Source organism: Streptomyces sp. NPDC057474 (assembly GCF_042802555.1).
Classification (GTDB): Bacteria; Actinomycetota; Actinomycetes; order Streptomycetales; family Streptomycetaceae; genus Streptomyces.
Window position 1 is genome coordinate 90,539 of record NZ_JBHVDX010000004.1, and the last position, 19,835, is coordinate 110,373.

15 protein-coding genes and 2 pseudogenes are annotated in these 19,835 nt (G+C 71.7%); 5 read left to right on the forward strand and 12 right to left on the reverse strand.

The window, feature by feature from the left end; genetic code table 11:
* Positions 1-20 precede the first annotated feature (20 nt).
* Both ACFU53_RS02050 and ilvY read right to left on the reverse strand, forming a co-directional pair.
* Positions 21-2,702, reverse strand: a complete 2,682-nt coding sequence (locus ACFU53_RS02050) for a YfhO family protein (protein WP_383985003.1) — start codon at positions 2,700-2,702, stop codon at positions 21-23.
* A gap of 222 nt (positions 2,703-2,924) precedes the next feature.
* Complete coding sequence (gene ilvY, locus ACFU53_RS02055; protein WP_383985006.1) at positions 2,925-3,785, reverse strand: HTH-type transcriptional activator IlvY; 861 nt, start codon at positions 3,783-3,785, stop codon at positions 2,925-2,927.
* Positions 3,786-3,875: 90 nt separating this feature from the next.
* Between ilvY and ACFU53_RS02060 the strand changes: the two genes are divergently transcribed.
* Positions 3,876-5,333: a ketol-acid reductoisomerase gene (locus tag ACFU53_RS02060; RefSeq protein ID WP_383985010.1), complete on the forward strand. Its 1,458-nt coding sequence runs from the start codon at positions 3,876-3,878 to the stop codon at positions 5,331-5,333.
* An 80-nt stretch (positions 5,334-5,413) separates the two neighbouring features.
* Here the strand turns inward: ACFU53_RS02060 and ACFU53_RS02065 are convergent, their stop codons facing one another.
* From ACFU53_RS02065 to ACFU53_RS02075, 3 genes are all read right to left on the reverse strand, one after another.
* Positions 5,414-5,599, reverse strand: coding sequence for a DUF1272 domain-containing protein (locus ACFU53_RS02065; RefSeq protein ID WP_383985014.1), 186 nt, complete (start codon positions 5,597-5,599; stop codon positions 5,414-5,416).
* A gap of 120 nt (positions 5,600-5,719) precedes the next feature.
* Positions 5,720-6,304 (reverse strand): DUF4865 family protein, encoded by a 585-nt coding sequence (locus tag ACFU53_RS02070; protein ID WP_383985017.1) that lies wholly within the window; start codon positions 6,302-6,304, stop codon positions 5,720-5,722.
* A 37-nt stretch (positions 6,305-6,341) separates the two neighbouring features.
* Entirely contained in the window at positions 6,342-6,911 is a 570-nt protein-coding gene (locus ACFU53_RS02075; protein ID WP_383985020.1) for a TetR/AcrR family transcriptional regulator, read from the reverse strand.
* 228 nt (positions 6,912-7,139) lie between these two features.
* Here ACFU53_RS02075 and ACFU53_RS02080 point away from each other — a divergent pair.
* A pseudogene (locus ACFU53_RS02080) lies at positions 7,140-7,374 on the forward strand (ABC transporter ATP-binding protein); the annotation flags it as partial.
* A 46-nt stretch (positions 7,375-7,420) separates the two neighbouring features.
* Positions 7,421-7,796, forward strand: a pseudogene (locus tag ACFU53_RS02085) (ABC transporter substrate-binding protein); the annotation flags it as partial.
* A 56-nt stretch (positions 7,797-7,852) separates the two neighbouring features.
* Here ACFU53_RS02085 and ACFU53_RS02090 read toward each other — a convergent pair.
* Both ACFU53_RS02090 and ACFU53_RS02095 read right to left on the reverse strand, forming a co-directional pair.
* Entirely contained in the window at positions 7,853-8,386 is a 534-nt protein-coding gene (locus tag ACFU53_RS02090; protein ID WP_383985022.1) for an ATP-binding protein, read from the reverse strand.
* Between the two features lie 275 nt (positions 8,387-8,661).
* A complete protein-coding gene (locus tag ACFU53_RS02095) occupies positions 8,662-8,985 on the reverse strand; it encodes a hypothetical protein (protein WP_383985025.1) in 324 nt (107 codons plus the stop codon).
* A 356-nt stretch (positions 8,986-9,341) separates the two neighbouring features.
* Here ACFU53_RS02095 and ACFU53_RS02100 point away from each other — a divergent pair, with 356 nt between their 5' ends.
* Positions 9,342-10,466, forward strand: coding sequence for a PLP-dependent cysteine synthase family protein (locus ACFU53_RS02100; protein ID WP_383985028.1), 1,125 nt, complete (start codon positions 9,342-9,344; stop codon positions 10,464-10,466).
* A gap of 111 nt (positions 10,467-10,577) precedes the next feature.
* Here ACFU53_RS02100 and ACFU53_RS02105 read toward each other — a convergent pair whose 3' ends face one another.
* On the reverse strand, positions 10,578-11,411 hold the full coding sequence (locus ACFU53_RS02105; protein WP_383985030.1) for a DeoR/GlpR family DNA-binding transcription regulator: 834 nt from the start codon (positions 11,409-11,411) through the stop codon (positions 10,578-10,580).
* A gap of 293 nt (positions 11,412-11,704) precedes the next feature.
* Between ACFU53_RS02105 and ACFU53_RS02110 the strand changes: the two genes are divergently transcribed.
* Positions 11,705-14,140 (forward strand): hypothetical protein, encoded by a 2,436-nt coding sequence (locus ACFU53_RS02110; protein WP_383985033.1) that lies wholly within the window; start codon positions 11,705-11,707, stop codon positions 14,138-14,140.
* Positions 14,141-14,187: 47 nt separating this feature from the next.
* Here ACFU53_RS02110 and ACFU53_RS02115 read toward each other — a convergent pair whose 3' ends face one another.
* The 4 genes from ACFU53_RS02115 to ACFU53_RS02130 form a co-directional block, all read right to left on the reverse strand.
* Positions 14,188-15,696: an alpha/beta hydrolase gene (locus ACFU53_RS02115; protein ID WP_383985036.1), complete on the reverse strand. Its 1,509-nt coding sequence runs from the start codon at positions 15,694-15,696 to the stop codon at positions 14,188-14,190.
* 97 nt (positions 15,697-15,793) lie between these two features.
* Entirely contained in the window at positions 15,794-18,232 is a 2,439-nt protein-coding gene (locus ACFU53_RS02120; RefSeq protein WP_383985039.1) for a right-handed parallel beta-helix repeat-containing protein, read from the reverse strand.
* A gap of 111 nt (positions 18,233-18,343) precedes the next feature.
* The gene (locus ACFU53_RS02125) at positions 18,344-18,967 is read right to left on the reverse strand and encodes a hypothetical protein (RefSeq protein ID WP_383985042.1); all 624 of its coding nucleotides are present in this window, start codon (positions 18,965-18,967) and stop codon (positions 18,344-18,346) included.
* A gap of 239 nt (positions 18,968-19,206) precedes the next feature.
* Positions 19,207-19,835 (reverse strand): MOSC domain-containing protein (locus tag ACFU53_RS02130; RefSeq protein ID WP_383985045.1); only part of this gene is annotated, 629 nt, incomplete at its 5' end.

Here is a 19,835-nt window from a genome sequence, read left to right on the forward strand (position 1 = left end):
TTCTCCCCCAGAGGTGCGGTTCAAAGAGCGGTGGTCATGCGCTCGCGTGCGGTCGGGTCGTCGGGCGCGGGTCGAGTGCCGGCCAGGGGTACGGGTGCGAGCGCCGTCAGTGCCCGACGGCGGCGGACCAGGCCGGTCGCCCCGATCAGGAGCACTGCGGTGAGCGAGACAGCCCCGATCGCCGTGCCCAGGCGCAGCCCCGGTGGATGGAACGTGCAGGTCACGCTGCTCGCGGAGCCGTACAGGGGTACGGCGATCAGCCCGTAGTAGTCCTTGGCGGGTACGGCGGGAGCGTTGTCGGCGGCACAGCGCCAACCGGAGATCCGGGGTGCCGCGATGACCGCGATCCCCGTGCTGTGGGAGGGTAGTTCGGCCCGGATGGTCCCGTCGGACACGCTCACGTCGGTGGCGCCGGTGGCCTTCAGCCCGTCGACGGCTGTGCGCAGCCGCGCGGTGTCCAGGCAGCCGACCGCTCCGTCCGGGACGAGGCTCGTCCTGTTCGGCGACAGCTCGATCCGGAACCGTCCGGAGTCCCCGACCGTGCCCAGTCGCTGCATCGGGGCGATCTTGGTGACCGGCTGGTCGGACCGGAACCGCCCGGTCAGCTCCTCGCCGGAGGCCGAGACGTCGGCGAGCCGCGCGGTGCCCGAGAGATGCGGAGCCCACAGGTACAGCTCGGACCCTGCCGGGCAACCGCCCGTGATCGTCGGCTTGTGCGGCGTGCTCGCGTAGGGCAGCGGGCCCACCCGCACACCCGGCCGTCCGTCGTCACTGGGGGACGGCGGCTTCCCGGTCGCGGTATGGACGGTGAGCCGGGGCACGGTGTACACCCGCGAGCCCAGCAGCAGTTCCTGGTTGCGGTACGGCGACGGCCCGAAGTCGGAGAGGTCCGTACGGCCGTCGGTGCGATCGGCGGCCGGCCGTACCGTCACCAGCGGCGGCACGTCCTGCCGGGTCACGGTCACCCCGCTGCCGTCCTGCGGGAACCAGTTCTGGTGCGGGTCGGGCGGGGAGTGCACCCGGGCGCCGACGGAGAAGATCGCGTCCGTGACGGCGTTGTCCAGGCTCTGCACGTTCCGACCGCGCGAGGTCCAGCCGTCCCCGAGAGCGGTGAGTGTCCGGCTGAGCACGTCGGAGGTGAGGCTGCTGTAGTACTGGGCGCCCTGCCCGCCCACCAGCAGCGGGTCGTTGCCGACGGTCTGCTCCCGGCCCGGGTCGGTCCGGTAGCGGGGCCAGCCGTCGGCCTCGGCGATCGCCTCGGCCTGGTCCCGCTGCCGCGCGCCCCAGGGCGCGTAGTCGTCCATGTGCCCGAGCCGCAGCCGGGTGTCGGCGGCGGAGGTGACGGCGGCCTCGCCGAACTGCGTGCACACGAGCAGCGCCACGGCGAGGACCGCGAGGGGTCTGCCGTCCTTCCGCCTGACCCCGAGCAGGATCAGACCGCCCAGCGCGCCGGCTGCGGCGAGCAGGGCGAGCGGCAGACTGAAGGCGCGCATCGTCCGCTCGCTGCCGCTCGCGAAGACGATCACCAGCGCGAGCAGCGCACCCGCCGCGCCCAGCGCACGCGGGCCGGGACCGCCGTACGACAGCGTGTGCCAGGCGGCGATCACCAGCAGCGCGCAGAGTACGAAGGCCTGGCGGTACGAGCTGCCCTGCGGGGTGGCGAAGGCGTGCCAGAGCAGATGCGTAGGCCCCCACTGCATCGAGAGGGCCACACCCACCACCAGCAGTGTCCACCCGGCACGCAACCGCCCGGGGGCCGCCCGGTGGAACGGCAGGGCGAGCGCGAGCAGTAGCGCGGTGGTGCCCACGAACACGGCCGGCGTCCCGTAGCTGTACGTCCCCGGCAGCAGCCGGGCGAGCAGGTCCTCGGTGGGGACGGGCGCGAACTGCCGGACCCGGCCCGGATAGGAGTGCCGGGTGCCGAAGTACACGACCGTCACCAGCGGCGCCGCCAGGCCGATGCCGAGGACCGTGATCAGGGCGGCGCGGCCCGCGGCCCAGAGCCGCTGCCGGTGCGAGAGGTCGCCGAGCCACAGCCGGAGCAGGAGGACCAGGGCGGCGGCGAGGGTGGCCATGTACGCGGTGTAGAAGTTGGCGATCCAGGCGAGCGCCACGATCAGCACACAGAGGAACGGACGCCGCCCCCGCCGCGCCCATTCACCGACCAGGCACAGCAGCGGCAGGAAGACCAGGCCGTCGAGCCACATGGGGTTGTAGACCGCGTCCGCCAGGGTCCAGCCGCACAGCGCGTACGACGAGCCGAGCAGGCCCGCCGCCCACCAGCGACCGGGGCGCAGGGCGAGCAGCAGCCAGGCCATCGCGGCGGCGGCCGACGCCACCTTCAGCAGGGTGACCGCGTACACCGCGAGGTCGATCTCGTCGCGCGGGAACACCGCCACGAGCAGGGCGAACGGGCTGCTGACGTACGTGCCGAGGTCGGGCAGGAAGCCGGCGCCGTACCCCGACTGCCAGTTGACGAGCAGTCCGCCGTCGGCCCTGCCGCGCAGGAGGTCCCACAGGTGCGCGTGGAACGGCACGTACTGGTTGCCGAGGTCGTTGACGCTCCGGGTGCGTGGCCCGAAGGGGTAGCTGCGGGCCACGACATCGGCGGCGCAGAGCACGGCGACGGTGAACACGGCGGCGAACAGCGCGGCTTTTCCCTGCGGCCGGAACGTCACCGCGGGACGGGTTCTCGGTTTCACACCCTGTCCCTGTCCGCTCGGCGCACCGAGTTCCGTTGAGCGACCCACTTCATTTTCGTAAGACCCCGTCATTCTCCGCGCTTCATCGATTCGCCGAATTAGAGGCTTACCGCTCGACGATGGTTGTGCCGTCGACGAAAAGTGAAAGCAATAATTCCGAATATTGCGGGGGTGGGAAATGGATAACTGCTTTTGGGGGTACGAGAGTTGTCTCCGAGGTGATCAGGAGGTTAACTCCGCCGTGAGACTCCACAACGCCGCCACCTGTGGCCGCCGTAGATCCGCCCGTCGGACACACAGCCCGATCGGGAACGGCTCGGGCGGCGTGTCGGTGGGGATCGGCCTGAGCCGGTCGCGCACGGCGCTGTGGTCGAGCACCAGGCGGGGGACCACGCCGGTGCCGCAGCCCAGTGCGACGAGGGTCAACAGAGCCTCGTGGCCCTCCGGCTCGGCCGCCAGGTCGGGTGCGGTGCCGTGGGAGCGGAACCATCGGTCGGCGGCGTCGCGGACCAGGCCGCGGTGGGGGAGGACGAAGGGGCCGTCGAGGCCGGGGTCCGGGCGGTCGCGCGCGGTCACGAACACCAGGTCCGTCGTCGCCACCGTCCGGCTCACCAACGGCTCCGGCAGCCGCGCCGGGATGCCCGCGACCGCCACATCCACCTCGCCCTCGTCCAGCCGGGCCAGCGCGGCAGCCGCGTCACCCGTGCGCAGATCGAGGCGGACCTGCGGATGGGCCGCACGGAACGGTGTCAACAGCTCCGGCAGCAGCGCCTGACACGCGGTCACCGTCGCGAAGACGGCCAGCCGCCCGGTGAGTTGGGCCGGATCCGGATGCTCCTCGCGGTACGCGCGCCACAACTCCAGTGCCCGCACGGCGTATTCACGGAAGCGATGCCCCTCAGCCGTCAGCGAGACGCCCCTCGGCCCGCGGTCGAAGAGCCGGTGCCCGAGGTCGGACTCCAGCCGCTGCACAGTACGGGTGAGGGTCGCCGGGCTGACATGGCAGTCCAGGCTGGTCCGGCCGAAGTTCAGCGTCCGGGCCAGATGAAGGAACAGCCGCAGCTCGCGATGATCGTCCCGCATGTCCGCCCACCTGGATCTTTCGTTATCTGCAACACTCCGCTGCAAAGGTTGCGCTTGCCGCAACACTCGCCCGGACCCTACAACTCCTCCATGACCACCTCCACTGTCTTCGCCCTCGAAACCATGGACGTGCCCGGCGGCACCGAGACCATCCTGCGCGGCGGCCGGCACCTCTTTCCGCTGCTGCCACAGGCACTCGCCGGGGTCCGCCGCATCGGTGTCATCGGCTGGGGACCGCAGGGCAGGGCCCAGGCCCGCAACCTGCGCGACTCCCTTTCCGGCACCGGCATCACCGTCGCCGTCGGACTGCGCCCCGGCTCCGCCTCGGTCACCGACGCCCGTGCCCACGGCTTCACCGAGACGGACGGCACCCTCGGCGACTGGCTCGCCGTCACCGCCGACAGCGACCTCGTCATCCTCCTGATCGCGGACGCGGCCCTGGCCGCCCACCACGAGGAGATCTTCGCCGTCCTGAAGCCCGGAGCCACCATCGGCCTCTCCCACGGCTTCCTCCTCGGCCACCTCCGAGCGACCGGCGGCGACTTCCCGCCCGGCCACGGAGTCATCGCCGTCTGCCCGAAGGGCATGGGCGACTCGGTCCGCCGCCTGTACGAGCAGGGCGCCGAGATCAACGGCGCCGGGATCAACAGCAGTTACGCCGTCCACGCCGACCCCGACGGCCTCGCCGGCGACCGGGCCCTCGCCTGGTCAGTCGCCCTCGGCTCCCCGTACACCTTCCGTACCACCCTGGAGAGCGAGTACCTCTCCGACATCGTCGGCGAGCGCGCCATCCTGCTCGGCGCCGTCCACGGCATCGTCGAGAGCCTGTACACCCGCCACCGGCTCGCCGGGGTCGACGAGGTGACCGCGTACGAGCGCTCCTGCGAGAACATCACCGGCCCGATCGCCCGCACCATCTCCCACACCGGACTCCGCGCGGTGCGCGGGGGCCTGGACGCGGCCGGCCGGGACGTCTTCGACCGCGCCTACACGGCCACGTACGGGCCCGCCCGCGAGATCGTCGCGGAGATCTACGACGAGGTCGCCGACGGCACCGAACTGCGCAGCGTCATCCTGGCCGAACGCCGCCTCGGCACCCGCCCGATGAGCGGGATCGGCGGCTCACCGATGTGGTCCGTGAGCGACCGGGCACACGCCCGCCGAAGCGAACGCGACCTGCCCGTGGACCCGTTCACCGCCGGCGTCTTCGTCGCCACCATGACCGCCCAGATCGACGAGTTCGCCGAACGCGGCCACCCCTGGTCGGAGATCGTCAACGAGTCCGTCATCGAGGCCGTCGACTCCCTCCTGCCCTACATGCACGCCCGCGACGTGGCGTACATGGTCGACAACTGCTCCCGTACGGCCCGCCTCGGCGCCCGCCGCTGGGGGCCCCGCTTCCAGACCGCCTACGAACAGATCGCCTACCCGGCTGCCGAACTCCCCGCCGACCGGGCCCTGTTGGCGTCCTTCGACACACATCCCGTCCACGAGGCCCTGACCTCGGCGGCGAAGCTCCGGCCGTCGGTGGACATCTTCGTGGCCTGACGCCTGACGCCTGACGCCTGACGCCTGACGCCTGACGCCTGAGGCCTGAGGCCTGAGGCCTGAGGCCTGAGGTCTGACGACTACGCGGCCGCCCGGCGGCGAGGTCTGGCCACCAACTCCCCGCCACAGTTGGGACAGATCTCGCGCATGGCCTCGCCGCAGGGCACACAGAACGTGCACTCGTAGGAGCAGATGCGGGCCGGGGCGTCGGCGGGCAGGGGCGTCGTCTCGCACCGCTCGCAGCGGTCGCGCATCTCCAGTGCCATGTGCGGGGCCTTTCCTCGGATCGGGGGTGCCGTGACCTGTCACTTCCCATCCTCGGCGCCCCGCGCGTGGCCGAAAGCAGCCTGCGGGTCAGAGATCAACACGATCGGGCCACAGGCGCTTCACCACTGCCGGCCCCGTGGCAGCCGGTCCCGTTCGGGAGTGCTCATGTGCAGCACCTGGAAGACCTCGCCCTCGGCCTTGGGCGCGTCGTGGTCCCAGACCGAGAAGTGGACGATCTCCCAACGGCTGGTGTCCACGGCCGCCGCCGCGAGCACCGCCCCGTCCAGCGAGGCGAGCCGCCCGGTCTCACGCACCGCGTCCTCGACGATCTCGCCCAACCGCACGCCGCCCGGCACCGGCCGCCGCCCCCGCACCGCCACCCGCGCGGGGGAGCCGACGACGCCGCCCGCCTCGTAGGCCAGCCCCGTCCACTGGCGGGCCGGCGGACGCCCGAAGTCGTCGACGATGCCCTGGAAGCCGCCACCCCAGAGGAAGGCGTTCATGCCCTCCACGCTGTTCCACAGGTAGAACGGCGCGTACTGGTTCACCGGCGAGCCGTGCACACCCCGCTCGCGCATCAGATAGGCCTTGAGACCGAGGCCCTCCCAGGCGTCGAGCGCGTGCCCTCGACTTGCCACGCGGCGACGGATGACCGCCATGTCGTAGTCGGCGGGCAGGGTGATCTCGTACTGCGTGGCGTGCATCAACTACCTCCAGGGGACTGTCGATTCGACACGTGGCCTACCGGGAAAGGCGCGTGGGCCGGAGCAGGGCGAGCAGCCCCCGGACGCCCGCGTCGAAGGCCGCCGGTGAGCCCGACGCGCGGGCCAGGACGTAACCGCCTTGGACCGTCGCCACGATCGTCGCGGCGATCTCCTCCGCGTCCAGCTCCTGCGCGAACTGCCCCTTCTCCTTGCCTTCTTCGACGATTCCGGCGAGGCGTTCGCGCAGCCAGTCGAGCGTCTCGTCCACCGGCGCCCGCAGCTCGTCGCTCGCGATGACGTCCGGGTCCATCGTGAGCCGCCCGACGGGACAGCCGCGCAGGACGTCGCGCTCACGCCGCAGATACGCCTCGACACGCTCGTACGGGGAGCCCGGCCCGTCGAGTACTCCCTCGGCCGTAGCCCGCAACTGCTCGGCCGTCCGCCGGATCGCGGCCAGGGCGAGATCCGGCTTCCCCTTGAAATGGTGGTACATGCTGCCCTGCCCCGTACCCGAGCGCTCCAGGATGGCCTTGGGGCTGGTGCCCACATAACCGCGCTCCCACAGCAGCTCACGGGTGGACTCGATCAGACGCTCCGGGGTGCTCATGCCTCTACTGTACATACTAGTAGTTACAGGAAGTTACAGGAACTGGAACGCCGCGCACTTCGGAGGAGGTACACCGACTGCCGCTGGCCGTACGGCGACCCGCACCCCTCCCGGCGAAAGCCTCGAAGCGTCTCGGAAGTACACGGCTGTCCGTCCTGGACGAGCGGTTCGGCCCGGCGGGCAAGGGCGGTGCGGTATGACCACCGCGCCACGACCGCCACGACCGTCATGGCCGCCCGCGTCCAGCACGCCGAAGGTGTACGGCTCCGGCGACACGGCGGTGAGGGCCCTGGGCGGGGTGAGCGTCGGCTTCCCGGCCGGCCGCCTCACCCGCGATCATGGGGCCCTCGGGCTACGGCAGTCCACCCTGATGCACCGCGCGGCCGGCCTCGACGGCCTCACCTCCGGGACGGCCCACACCGGCGGCACCGAGCTGGGCGCGCTCGACGACCGGCGGGCGACTACGTCATCACCCGCGCCGCCGGGGCCCGCACCGCACCCAGGACGTCGGCACCGACATGGTGCTCACCCTTCGTCTACGCGCTGTCGGCGCTCGCCGTACTGATCGCACTGTTCGGCATCGCCAACACGCTGACCCTCGCGATCCACGAGCGCACCCGCGAACTGGACGTGTTCCGGGCCGTCGGACAGCCGCGTTCGGCACGGTGGGCGGCCTCGGCCTCGGCGCCTTCCCCGGCTGGGTCCTCGGCAAGGGCTCCGACGGCGGGAGCGACAGTGCCTCCGACTTCGCGCTGCCACCGCTACAACCGCTGCAACTCGTGGTCGTGGCGCTCGTGGGCCTCGCGGCCGGAGCCCTCGCGGGACTGCGCCCGGCCCGGCGGGCGGCACGCCTGGACGTCCTTGCGTGCCGTCGCCGCCGAGTGAGGGACCGGCCGGCCTACGAACCCACGCCGGCGTACGACGGGATGGTCACCGCCCGGTCAGCCTGCGACGGCCGACCGGGCGGGAGCGTGTTCGGACCTGCGCCCACGTGCGGCGGGCCTGCGTCCGGTGTCGTACGGCTGTCCGGCGTCGAGCGTCAGCCCGGTGTCGTACGGCGAGATCTTCGGCACCGCCGCCGAGGACGCCGGCAGCGTGAACCACACGACCTTCCCCGACTCGCCGTGCGGCCGCACACCCCAGCTCTCGCTCACCGCGGCGACCATCGCGAGACCGCGGCCGCAGGTGGCGAAGGGCTCCGCGTCCTGGACGACCGGGAGGCGGGGGTCGTTGTCGTGCACCGAGACCGTCAGCCGGCCGAGGAGCAACTCCATCTCCACGGTGCACATCTTGTCCGGCTCCGCGTGCCGGTGGACGTTGGACAGCAGCTCGGTCACCCCGAGTGCGGCCCGCTCTATCAACGGATCCAGATGCCAGTAGCGCAATTGCGCAGATACGATTCTGCGGACCTGGCCGATCCGCGACGGCAGGGCTTGGAGCTCCACCGTGCAGTGCCTGCTTTGCTGGCTGATCACGGCTGCGACTCCCCGAATTGAGTCCGGAAGAAGATCGGAGTACGGATCCAGCGAGGTGGCTGGGCGAAAAACGCCGCCTGCTGTGGTGCGGCCGCCTATGACTGCCGCCTGGTGTGGGCGGAAGCCGGGGCTGCCGCCTGCTCGTGGGGTGGCTGCCTACGGCCGCCGCCCACTGACGTGGCCGGCGAGCTGGTTCGCAGCGTTATCGCCGGTAAACCCAGAGTGACGTGAGACCAGAGTGACCCAGGGGGTCCGGTCCCGCAACTCGCGGTTCGTCAGCCGTTGCGTCCCGCGGCCCTGCGCACCGCCTCTATGAAACGGCGCGCCGAGGGCGGACCGGGCTTCCCCGGAGCCGGGTCGTGCTCGTTCAGCGTGAGCGTGTAGCGGGTGCCGTTGACGTCGGCCAACGCCCGGTCCTCGTTCGCGAACCAGGGCTTCGATGCGCGCACCGCCTGCACCGGGGCGCTGTCGATCTCGCTGCCGTAACTGGTCAGCAACTGCAGCCGGCCGTCTTCGATCCGGACCTGCCCCGCCCGGGTGAGTTGCCGCAGCCTCTTTCCGATCCGCACGCCCGTGGCCGTGAACTCCGGCTCGGCCATGTACCCCGCCCCCTAGTGCGCTTCGGCTGTCCTCTGTCGTGTGATCCGTCGCGGACCGTGATCCAGTGTGCCCGAGGTCGCTTTCCCCTGGGCGGCCCCGGTGGCGTCGACTCGGCCCGTGCGGTGAAGTCTGCACGTCCCCCGCGTCGAGCACCAGTGCGCACGGTTGGTCGGGGGCGGGGTTCCGGCGCACGCGCGGCATGCGCCCCCCATGCGCCCCGCGCATCCTCGCCACAGGAGTGCCTTTGAGGGGCTCAAAGGGATGTTTATGCAGGTGAGAAGCGTGCGGAAGGTGTTTATCATCGGGATGTCCGACGCCGCGATCCGCCGTCGGCACAATGCGTGAGGAGCACGCCGTGAGCACCCCCCACCCCACCCGTCCGGGCGCGACCCTCGACGTCGATCACAGCGACACCGAGTACCGGACCTGGCTCAAAGAAGCCGTCCGCAAGGTCCAGGCCGACGCCAACCGCTCCGCCGACACCCATCTGCTGCGCTTCCCGCTGCCCGAGAGATGGGGCATCGACCTGTATCTCAAGGACGAGTCGACCCACCCCACCGGCAGCCTCAAGCACCGCCTCGCCCGCTCCCTCTTCCTCTACGGGCTGTGCAACGGCTGGATCCGGCCGGGCCGCCCCGTCATCGAGGCCTCCAGCGGCTCCACAGCGGTCTCCGAGGCGTACTTCGCCAAACTGATCGGCGTCCCCTTCATCGCCGTCATGCCCCGCACGACCAGCGCCGAGAAGATCCGCCTGATCGAGTTCCACGGCGGTCGCTGCCACTTCTTGGACGACTCACGGAAGATGTACGAGGAGTCGGCCCGCCTCGCGGTGGAGACCGGCGGGCACTACATGGACCAGTTCACCTACGCCGAGCGGGCCACGGACTGGCGCGGCAACAACAACATCGCCGAATCCGTCTTCCGCCAGCTCCGGTTGGAGCGCTTCCCCGAGCCCGCCTGGATCGTCGCCACCGCCGGCACCGGCGGCACCTCCGCGACCATCGCCCGCTACGTCCACTACATGCAGTACGACACCCGTATCTGTGTCGCCGACCCCGAGAACTCCTGTTTCTTCGAGGGCTGGACCACGCAAGACCCCCACGTCACCTGCGACTGCGGCTCCCGCATCGAGGGCATCGGCCGCCCCCGCATGGAGCCCAGCTTCGTCCCCGGCGCCGTCGACCGCATGATGAAGGTCCCCGACGCCGCCAGCGTCGCCGCCGTACGCGCCCTGGAGAACGCCATCGGCCGCAAGGCCGGCGGCTCCACCGGCACGGGCCTGTGGAGCGCCCTCAAGATCATCGCCGAGATGGTCGCCGAGGGCCGCCAGGGGAGTGTGGTGACCCTGCTCTGCGACCCGGGCGACCGCTACCTCGACAAGTACTACTCGGACGAGTGGCTGAGGGTTCAGGGCCTGGACATCGCGCCGTACGCGGCAGCGATCGAGAGGCTGCTGGCCACGGGCGTGTGGACGGACTGAGAGCCCCCTTTTCGCTGCCGGGTACGGCCGTGCCCCTTCAGGGGAGCGGGGAACTGCGCGACCAGCCACGACCGACGCGAAGCCTCAAGTCGTCCTCAGTCCATACGGCGCTCAGATATCGCCGCTGTCGTCGGAGTCCTCCCCGGCCACCACCAACCGCCGCAGATGCTCCGCGATCTCGGCCCGAGCCTGCGCAGCCAGCCCCGCATCGGTCACCAACGTGTCCACCTGCTCCAACGCCGCGAACGAACTCAACCCCACCGTCCCCCACTTGGTGTGGTCGGCCACCACCACGACCCGCCGCGCCGACTGCACGAGCCGCCGGTTCGTCTCGGCCTCCGCCAGATTCGGCGTGGACAGCCCCGCCTCGACCGATATCCCGTGCACACCGAGGAACAGCACATCGAAGTGGAGCGCCGCGATCGCCTGATCGGCCACCGGCCCCACGAGCGAGTCGGACGGCGTCCGCACCCCACCGGTGAGCACGACGGTCGCCGCCCCCTGGCGGGGGCCGGACGTGCGCTGCGCGGCATGGAAGACATCGGCGACCCGCACCGAGTTGGTGACCACGGTCAGATCCGGCACGTCCACGAGCCGGTGCGCCAGCGCGTACGTCGTCGTGCCGCCCGACAGGGCGATCGCCGAACCCGGAGCGACCAGCGCCGCGGCGGCCCGCGCGATGTCCTCCTTGGCGCTCAGCTCCAGCCCGGACTTCGCCTCGAAGCCCGGCTCGTGCGTGCTCGCCTCGGCCACCGGCACCGCGCCGCCGTGCACCTTCTCCACCGCGCCCTGGCGGGCGAGCGCGTCCAGATCGCGGCGCACCGTCATGTCCGACACGCCGAGTCTGCGAGTCAGCTCGTTGACCCGGACCCCGCCCCGCCGTCGTACCTCGTCGAGGATCAGGGCTCGGCGCTGCTCCGCGAGGAGGTTCTGGTTCTCACTCACGCCCGCTCCGGTCCTCTCGCCCCATCACGCCCGACACGCCTTCCATACCCCCTCCGACGAGGACATTCCCCCTGTCCCCGGTCCCGAGGACGTCCCATATTCGCACGCCCCACCACCGGTGACGCCACTACCTGCACAGTCACGTGCACGTCACGCTCCGTTCCTCGCGCCCGCCACTATCACACGGATCGAGGAGATTCGGTGACCACAGGTGTACGAGGCCCGCTCAGCGGCGATCATCAGTGCCTGCACATCACATCTGACTTGCGGCGCATCACGGGGGAAGCGGAACAGTGGATCGTGCGAGGGAACATACGACACATACGGAACCCAGGGAACATCCGGAACCCATCGAGGCGGAGGAGCACCCGGAATCCGGCCGGTCCACGACGGACGGTACCGCCCTCGAACTCCTCGTCCACGGCGTCGGCGGAACCACCCCCGAACGCATGCTGGACGATCCGCGCACCGTCCGGATCACCGGCGACGACACGGCCGCCGTCTTCCGGCGCATCGACGACGCCGACGCGGAGAAACGGCCCGCCGACCACCGCGGCGAGCCCGTCCCCGAGGCCTACGTGTGGTGCAACCTCACCTCCGGCAACGGCTCCCGCGCCCTGTGGCTGTTGCTGCTGCCGTTCATGGTCGTCAACCTCGCCCACTGGATGCGCCCCACCACCCGCAACCGCCGACGGACGGTACGTCTCTACGGCCTCCTCGTCCGGCTGGCCGGCCTGACCCTGACCGTGCTGCTCGTCGCGGCGGCCTGTGAGGTCGCCCTCGACCTGACCGCCTGGCAGTGCGCGGGCGCACGCGCGTGCGCGCAGGCGCACACCTGGCTGGGCTTCCTCTCCCCGGCCGGCACCGACGACGGCTGGTGGAGCCAACCCGGTCGCCGTCTCGCCCTGGCGGCCCTGGTGCCCACCGCGCTGACCGGCCTGCTGTGGTACCTCTCCCACCGCACCTGGAGCGAGTACGAGTCCCAGCGCCCCATGGACCGTGACGACGCCCGTCCCGACGACGAGAAGGCGCCACGCATCGCAACCGACGTCGAGGACACGGCACGCGTCGCTCTCGGCCGGCCCGGCTTCTGGTACGGGCGCCGCCTCGTGGCCAGGCTGCGTGCCGCCCACGTGGCGGCCGGCTTCCTGACGGTCGCGGCGGCCGTCGGTACGTCCGCGGCTGGCCACGACCGCCGAGCGGGTGGCCCCGCCGTCCTGGAGCTTCTCGGCTGGCTGCTGAACGCGGCACTCGTCCTGCTCGCCGTCGTCGTGGTGTGGGTGGTGTGCCGCCGGGGCCGCAGCGAGCGGCGCCTCGACAAGGAACTGGACGAGCACCTGGTACGCAGTCTGCCCGCCTGTTCCATCGCCCTGCTCGTCCTGGCCATGGTGTACGCCGGGTGGTCACGCCCCGGCTGGCGGTCGGCGGGGCGGCTGCCGGGCGACATGGCCTTCGGCGGGATCACCCTGGTACAGGGCCTGCTCGTCATCGCGCTCGGCGTGGTCGCCCACACCCTGTACCGCTCCCGCCCCGACCCGCGCACCGCCATGTACGGTCTGGCCGGCCCCGCCGTCGCGATGCTCGCCTGCGCTCTCGGCGGCGTGATGTCCGCCGGCGTCGCCCAACGCGTCGCCGACTGGCTGGGCGGCACCGACGACGCCCTCCCCGGCCCACCTGTCCTCCTCACCTGGCAGGCCTCCGTCATCCCGCCCCTCCTCCTGATCTTCCTCGGCCTCCTCGGCTGGCTGGCCCGCCGCACCTGGGTTCTACGGCGAGCGGAGACGGCGGCGGTGGAGCGGGAGTACGACTTGACGGAGGAACGACCGAACGAGGAACGACCGAACGAGGAGCAGGAGTCCCAGGACGCCGGCCGCACTCGCCGCATCGCCCGCACCCGGGCCATGGCGGCGCTCACCGACCGGGCTCCCCGCATCATCGGCATCACCTCCACCGTGACCCTGCTCCTCGGCGCCGGAGCCCTGACCGGCGCCCTGACGACGCGCGAGACACCGGCGAAGGCGACGCACGACTCGTACGACTTCGTCGCGGGCGCCGCCCAGACCGCGCAGACGTTGGGGTCCTGGCTGATCGGCGTGGGGTTCCTCCTGTTCGTCACCTGGGGGCGCCGGGCCTACAAGGACGCCTCCGCGCGCCGCACGATCGGCGTCCTCTGGGACGTGGGCACGTTCTGGCCGCGTGCCGCACACCCGTTCGCACCGCCCTGTTACGCCGAGCGGGCCGTACCCGACCTGACCTGGCGCATGGCCACCTGGACCCGCACCACGGGCGGCCGGCTCGTGATCTCCGGACACTCCCAGGGCAGCGTCCTCGCGGCGGCCGCCGCCTGGCAGTTGACTCCGTCGGTCCGCAAGCGGGTCGCGCTGCTCACCTACGGCTCACCGCTGGAGCGGTTGTACGGGCGCTGGTTCCCCGCCCACTTCGGCCCCGAGCCGCTGGCCTCCCTGCATCGCGAGGTCGACTGCTGGCGCAATCTGTACCGCCTCACCGACCCCATAGGCGGCCCGGTGCACCTGACCGGCGGATGCGCGCCGCAGGTCGACGCCGAGCCCTTCCAGGACCCGCTCGCCTACGGCCGCACCGGCGCCCACCCGCTGCCCGCCCCGATCCTCGGCCACTCCGACTACCAGGCGGACCCGGCCTTCGCCCATGAGCGACAACAACTGCTGGCGCGCATCGGCCCGGAGCTGCCCGGGCCACGCACGTCCTAGTGCACGGTCGGCCCGGGTCCCGTCCCACAGCGTGCCCGCGACCTCTGTCATTCGTCCGGGCAGGACACGTCCCGCTCCGGACGCTGTCCCGTGAGGAGGAAGGTCGTCACCGCACGGTCGCCGCACGCGTTCCCCGTCCCGAGATACGCGCCGTGCCCGCCGCTCTCCAGCGTGACGAGCCGGGCCCGGTCGCCCAGCGCGGCCCGCAGGTTCAGGGCGCCGGAGTAAGGGGTGGCCGGGTCCCGCCGATGCTGGAGCATGAGGATGTTGGACGGCCCGTCGCCGGTGATCCGGGTCGGCTTCTCCACCGGCTTGTTCTTCCAGAAGGAACACGGCGTGATGTTCACCGGCATCCCGGCCGTGAGCGGATACCGCACCCGGCTGTCGGCCACGGCCCGCTCGTACGCGCCCACCGACGCGGGCCAGCGCACATCGTTGCAGACCACCGCCATGACCACGGCCGCCTCCTCGTCGCTCATCGGTCCGGCCACGTCGGGTGTCAGGACCGGCGTCGCCTTGGGGTCCATGACCTGCCGTATCAGCCGGGCCAGTTCGTCGAACGAGTCGTCGGTGTACAGGGCGTTCTGGAGCGCCTGCCGCAGCCGGTTGCCGGTCAGGGGGACACCGTTGGTGGTAGTCGCCCTCGGCGCACGGTCCAGTTCGGCGGCCAGGGACAGGAACAACGGCCGTACGTCCTCCGGCCGTTCGGCGAGACGCAGGCCCTTCGCTTCCTGTGCCGGGTCCGCGGCCCAGGCCGCGAAGTCCGGGAACCGTTCCTCCGCGCCCCGCGCCATGCTCGCCAGCCAGCCCCGCGCGACCAGCCGGGGGTTCGGGTCGTCATTGCTGTCCAGCACCCAACGGTCGGTCCGCTCCGGGTACTTCTGCGCGTAGACGGCGCCCACATAGGTCCCGTACGACACCCCGTACGCCGACAGCCGCTCCTCGCCCAGGGCCTGCCGGAAGCGGTCGATGTCCCGTACCTCGTTGGCGGTGGTGAGGCTGCGCAGCACCGCCCCGCCGTTCGTCGCGCAGGCCTCGGCGGTACGCCGGGACCGTGCCACGTTCTCGGTGATGTCGCCGTCGGGCGCCGGCCAGGACCGCAGGGTCACCAGGTGCCGGTCGGCGGCGGGTAGCCCACAGCTCGCCCGCGTACTGCCGCCCGCACCGCGCGGGTCGAGGCTGACGATGTCGTACGTGTCGCCGAGTTCCCGCCGCAGGGCTTTTCCCTGCTGGGTCAGCCGTTTGACGCCGGAGCCGCCCGGTCCGCCCGGGATCACCAGCAGCGTGCCGCGCCGCGCCTCGGGGTTCTCGCTGCGCAGCCGGGAGACGGCGAGCGTGAGTTGCGGGCCCTCCGGGTCTCGGTGGTCGACCGGTACGGGCAGCTCCGCGCACTCCTGACCGGCGGGGCCTTCGGGCTGGGCGCAGGGGCGCCAGGTGAGGGTGGGGGAGGAGGGGGTCGCCGTGGCGGCCGCCGGGCCGGTGACGGCGGTCAGCGCGGTGGCGGCGGCCGAGACGGAGAGGGCCAGGACCAGTGCTCGTCGGGTGCGAATCGTCATGGGGATCATGCTGTCCGCCGGATCGCTCCGGGCCCATCCGGCCGACAGTACACCTGTGGTGGGGGTATCCCCCGGGGGTTCACCCCAGGAACGCCCGCTACGACAGCTCCGGCAGGTCCTCCGCGTAGAGCAACGTCAGGTCGTCCGTGCTCGGTTCGGCGACCTGGGCCACCCGGCTCGCGTGACGCTCCACCATCGCCTCGAAGGTCTGCCGCGCCGTACGGCCGTTGCCGAAGGCCGGGCCCTTGGGGATCGCCGTGAAGTACGTCAGCAGCGCCTCGCCCGCGCCCGGCGCCAGCCGGTACTCGTGCTCGTCGGCCTGCTGCTCCACGATGCGCAGCAGCTCGTCGGGGACGTAGTCGTCGAAGGTGATGGTTCGTGAGAAGCGGGACGCCACACCGGGGTTGACGGTGAGGAAGCGCTCCATCTCGGCCGTGTAGCCCGCGACGATCACCACCACGGCGTCGCGGTGGTCCTCCATCAGCTTCACCAGCGTGTCGATGGCCTCTTTGCCGAAGTCCCGGCCCGAGTCCTCCGGCGACAGCGCGTACGCCTCGTCGATGAACAGCACACCGCCACGGGCTCGTTCGAAGGCCTCCTGGGTGCGGATCGCCGTGGAGCCGATGTGCTCGCCGACCAGGTCCACGCGGGACACCTCGACGAGATGCCCCTTCTCCAGGACGCCGAGCGAGGCCAGGATCTCGCCGTAGAGGCGGGCGACCGTCGTCTTGCCGGTGCCGGGGGAGCCCGTGAACACCAGGTGCCGTTTGACGGACGCCGCCTTGAGGCCGGCCTGCTGGCGGCGACGGCCCACCTCGATCATGTCGGTGAGGGCGCGGACCTCGCGCTTGACGCTGTCCAGGCCGACCAGTGCGTCCAGTTCACCGAGCACGGCCTTCGAGGCCCGCGCCGACGTCTCCGGTTCCACGGCGGGCGCGACGGCCGGCGGCTGCTCGGTGGTGCGCTGGCCCGGGATCGAGCCCAGCAGGCCGGGCGACTGGGCCGTGGTCTGGGTCGCGGCCTCCGGCGGGGCCGGGGGCCGTACCCCGGCGCTCTCGTCACTCGTGCAGTCCTCGACCACGGGACCGCCGCCCGCGGTGCCGGGCCCGCCGTCCGCGAACTCGTAACCACCGCGCGCGCAGCGCTCCGTACGGCACTTGCGCAGCGTCGCCCGGCAACCGTCGATGATGTGGAAGCCGTAGCCGCCGCTGCCCGTCACCCGGCAGTTGAGGAAGCTGCCGCGGCCGCCGGCCGAGACATAGAAGCCCGCCTCGGCGGGCGAGGTCACCGTGCAGCGCTCGATGGTCGGGTCGGCGCCCTTGGTGACGATCACACCGGTCTGTGTGCCGTCCACGGTGCAGCCGTTGAGCGTGCCGCCGCTGCCGTGGTCACGGAACCAGGCGCCCGTGGCGGCGTCCCGGATGCGGCAGTCGTCGAGCTGCGCGGTCGCTCCGTCGCTCACGGACACCGCCGTGTTCCGCACCTGCGACAGGTCGCTGTCGACGACGTCCGCGCGCGAGCCCCGGTCCAGCACGAACAGCGCGTCCGGTACGTCATGCACCCGGCAGGACTCCAGCACCGCCGTCGCGCCGTCGCTGACCCAGACGGCCGGGTAGTCGCCGGTGCTGTCGAAGATCTCGCACTGGTTGGCGTCCACACGCGTGCCCGGGTCCCACACCGACAGCCCGTTGCGCCCGAACTGCCGTACCGACGTGCGGGTCAGGGTGAGGACGGAGCGCGAGCGGAGGTCCACCGCGTTCTCCGGGATGTCGTGGATACGGCAGTCCGCGAGGGTGAGCACGGCGTCCGTGTCGAGGGTGACCCCGTCGGCCGTCGTACGGTGCACATCGCAGTCGGTGAGATGGGCCGTGGCCCGGCCGGTGATCTGCACGCCGCTGCCGCGGACCTCGTAGACCTCGCAACCGACCGCCTCCAGGGCGGAGTTCTCCCCGGTCGCCGTCAGTCCCGAGCCCGAGGTGTGGTGCACCCGGCACCGCTCCAGACGCGGATGGCCACCGCCGCGCACCGCGACACCGGCCTGGCCGGCGGCCACGACCTCGCACTCCTCGAACACGCCACCGCCGCCGTCGACCACGGCGATGCCGATCCCGGCCGGATTGTCGACCGTGCAGCGCCGGACCGTGGGTCGGGCGCCGCCGCGCACCTCGATGCCGGCCGCGGAACGCGTGACGATCCGCAGGTCCAGGAGCTCAGGTGTGCCGTCCTCGACGAGCAGCGCGGGCGCCGCCGCGTCCTGGCCCTCCACGTGCAGGTCCTGCACCACGGCCGAGGCGGACACGGTCAGCGGCACCCCGTCCACGGGCGCGATACGGACCGAGCCGGGCGAGCCCTCCGGGCCGCGCAGCGTAACCCCCCGCTGCACGACGAGGTTCTCCCGGTACGTGCCGGGAGCGACGATGAGCACATCGCCGTCGCTTGCGGCCTCCAGGGCCGCGGCGAGCGATGCGTACTCACCTGTACGGCGCCGCCACCGCGATGTACCGGTGTGCGTCACCTGGACCGTGCCCTGTGCCATGGCGTTGCTGTGCCCCCACCTCGTGGAACGCGGGTCGATGCCGAACAGTTCGGCTGGTCCGTCCACCGTAGCGTGCGCGGGCAGGGGGAGTTGACCGGAGTGGGAAGGCGGTCAGCTGCCTGTGCCCGTCCTGCCCCAGTCCGGCCCCGCCCTGTCCCATGCCTGGTCCCAACGGGTGTACCGGCGGCGGACCATGCGCCATACGATCAGTCGTCTGCCGCCCTCGACGAGCCCCGCGGCGAGCACGGTGGCTCCGAATCCGGCCAGCACGGCGTGGGTCGTCGCGGTGGCGGTGTCCAGGGGGCGGCCCACTATTCGGCCCTGGCCGTCCGTCCACAGCGTGAAGTGGTCACCGGGCTGCGGGGCCTTGAGGTTGGCCATGACCGTGCCGTGCCGGTCGGAGCCGTCCGGGCCGGTCCAGTCGGCGACCACGCGGCTCTGCCGGTCGCGGGTCGTGGCGGTTTCCGGATCCGGGTCCAGCGGGGAGCCGTCGACCTTCTTGACGACGGTGGCCGTCACCCGGTGCCGGGTCTCCTGCTGGTCGCGCACGGACTGCTGCAGGGCGCCCTGGGCGGTGGTGCCGACGACGGCGCCGATCAGGGGCGCGGCAACGAGGATCAGTACGAGAGCCGCGAACGCCAGCCAGGCCTCGACCAGATCGGTCGTCCGCCGCAGCGGATTGTGCCGCCAACGCCACAGCCCGCCGAACGCCCGTAGTCCACCGGTAGCCCGCACTGCCCCACACCCCCTTCCGCGTCCGTGATAACCCGGGGCGGAGCCCTCCACGCGCGGTCCCGGTCGAGAGAGAGCGAAATCACCCTCCCACGGCCTTCTCACGCACTTCTCACAAAGACCCAACGGTCGGGCCCAGGGCCTGTGTTCCCTGTACACGAACCGAATCGGAGGAGATTGAATTTTCAAGTGGGGGAGCGGGTGCCATCAGGACCGCCCAGATCTCATCGAGATCGAACTCTCTATTCGAGCACCCGCACGGGATCGCCGATCCGTACCGTGCCCCCGGATTCCGGAACGAGGTTCTGCCCGAAGGCCAACTTGTCGCCGAAACGGCGGTGGCGGGCGAGGGTGCGCAGCGGCTCACGACCGCGCTCGGCGGTGTCCTGGTCGGTGGTGGTCACCACGCACCGGCCGCACATCGTGGCGACCCGGAAGGTGACCTCGCCGATCGCGACGCGCCGCCAGTCGTCCTCGGCCCAGGCGTCCGTGCCGTCGACGACCACGTTCGGCCGGAAGCGGCTCATGGGGAGAGGGCCCTCTTCGGGATGGTCGCCCTGTGCGACGAGCGAGTTGAGCGCGTCGAGGGAGGCGAGCGTGGTGAGCAGCAGCGGGTAGCCGTCGGCGAAGCTGACGGTCTCGCCGGGGCGGGCGTACTCGGGGTCGATCGGGCGGCGGGTCGCCGGGTCGTCGAGGTGCACGAGCCGCACGGAGATGCCGAGGTAGTCGCTGAACCAGGCGTGGGCCGCGGCGTCGGCGGGGGCCCCCTCCACCTTGTCCCGCCAGATCTCCACGGTGATCGTGCCGGTGGGCTCGGGCTCGGGCTCGGGCACGCTGAGCGGCGTACGGCCGGACGCGGACAGCAAAAGAC

Coding starts and splice junctions, on each gene's coding strand:
- ilvY (WP_383985006.1), bottom strand. CDS start 3,785: ATGCGGGACGATCATCGCGAGCTGCGGCTGTTCCTTCATCTGGCCCGG.
- ACFU53_RS02060 (WP_383985010.1), top strand. CDS start 3,876: ATGACCACCTCCACTGTCTTCGCCCTCGAAACCATGGACGTGCCCGGC.
- ACFU53_RS02065 (WP_383985014.1), bottom strand. CDS start 5,599: ATGGCACTGGAGATGCGCGACCGCTGCGAGCGGTGCGAGACGACGCCC.
- ACFU53_RS02070 (WP_383985017.1), bottom strand. CDS start 6,304: ATGCACGCCACGCAGTACGAGATCACCCTGCCCGCCGACTACGACATG.
- ACFU53_RS02075 (WP_383985020.1), bottom strand. CDS start 6,911: ATGAGCACCCCGGAGCGTCTGATCGAGTCCACCCGTGAGCTGCTGTGG.
- ACFU53_RS02095 (WP_383985025.1), bottom strand. CDS start 8,985: ATGGCCGAGCCGGAGTTCACGGCCACGGGCGTGCGGATCGGAAAGAGG.
- ACFU53_RS02115 (WP_383985036.1), bottom strand. CDS start 15,696: ATGACGATTCGCACCCGACGAGCACTGGTCCTGGCCCTCTCCGTCTCG.
- ACFU53_RS02120 (WP_383985039.1), bottom strand. CDS start 18,232: ATGGCACAGGGCACGGTCCAGGTGACGCACACCGGTACATCGCGGTGG.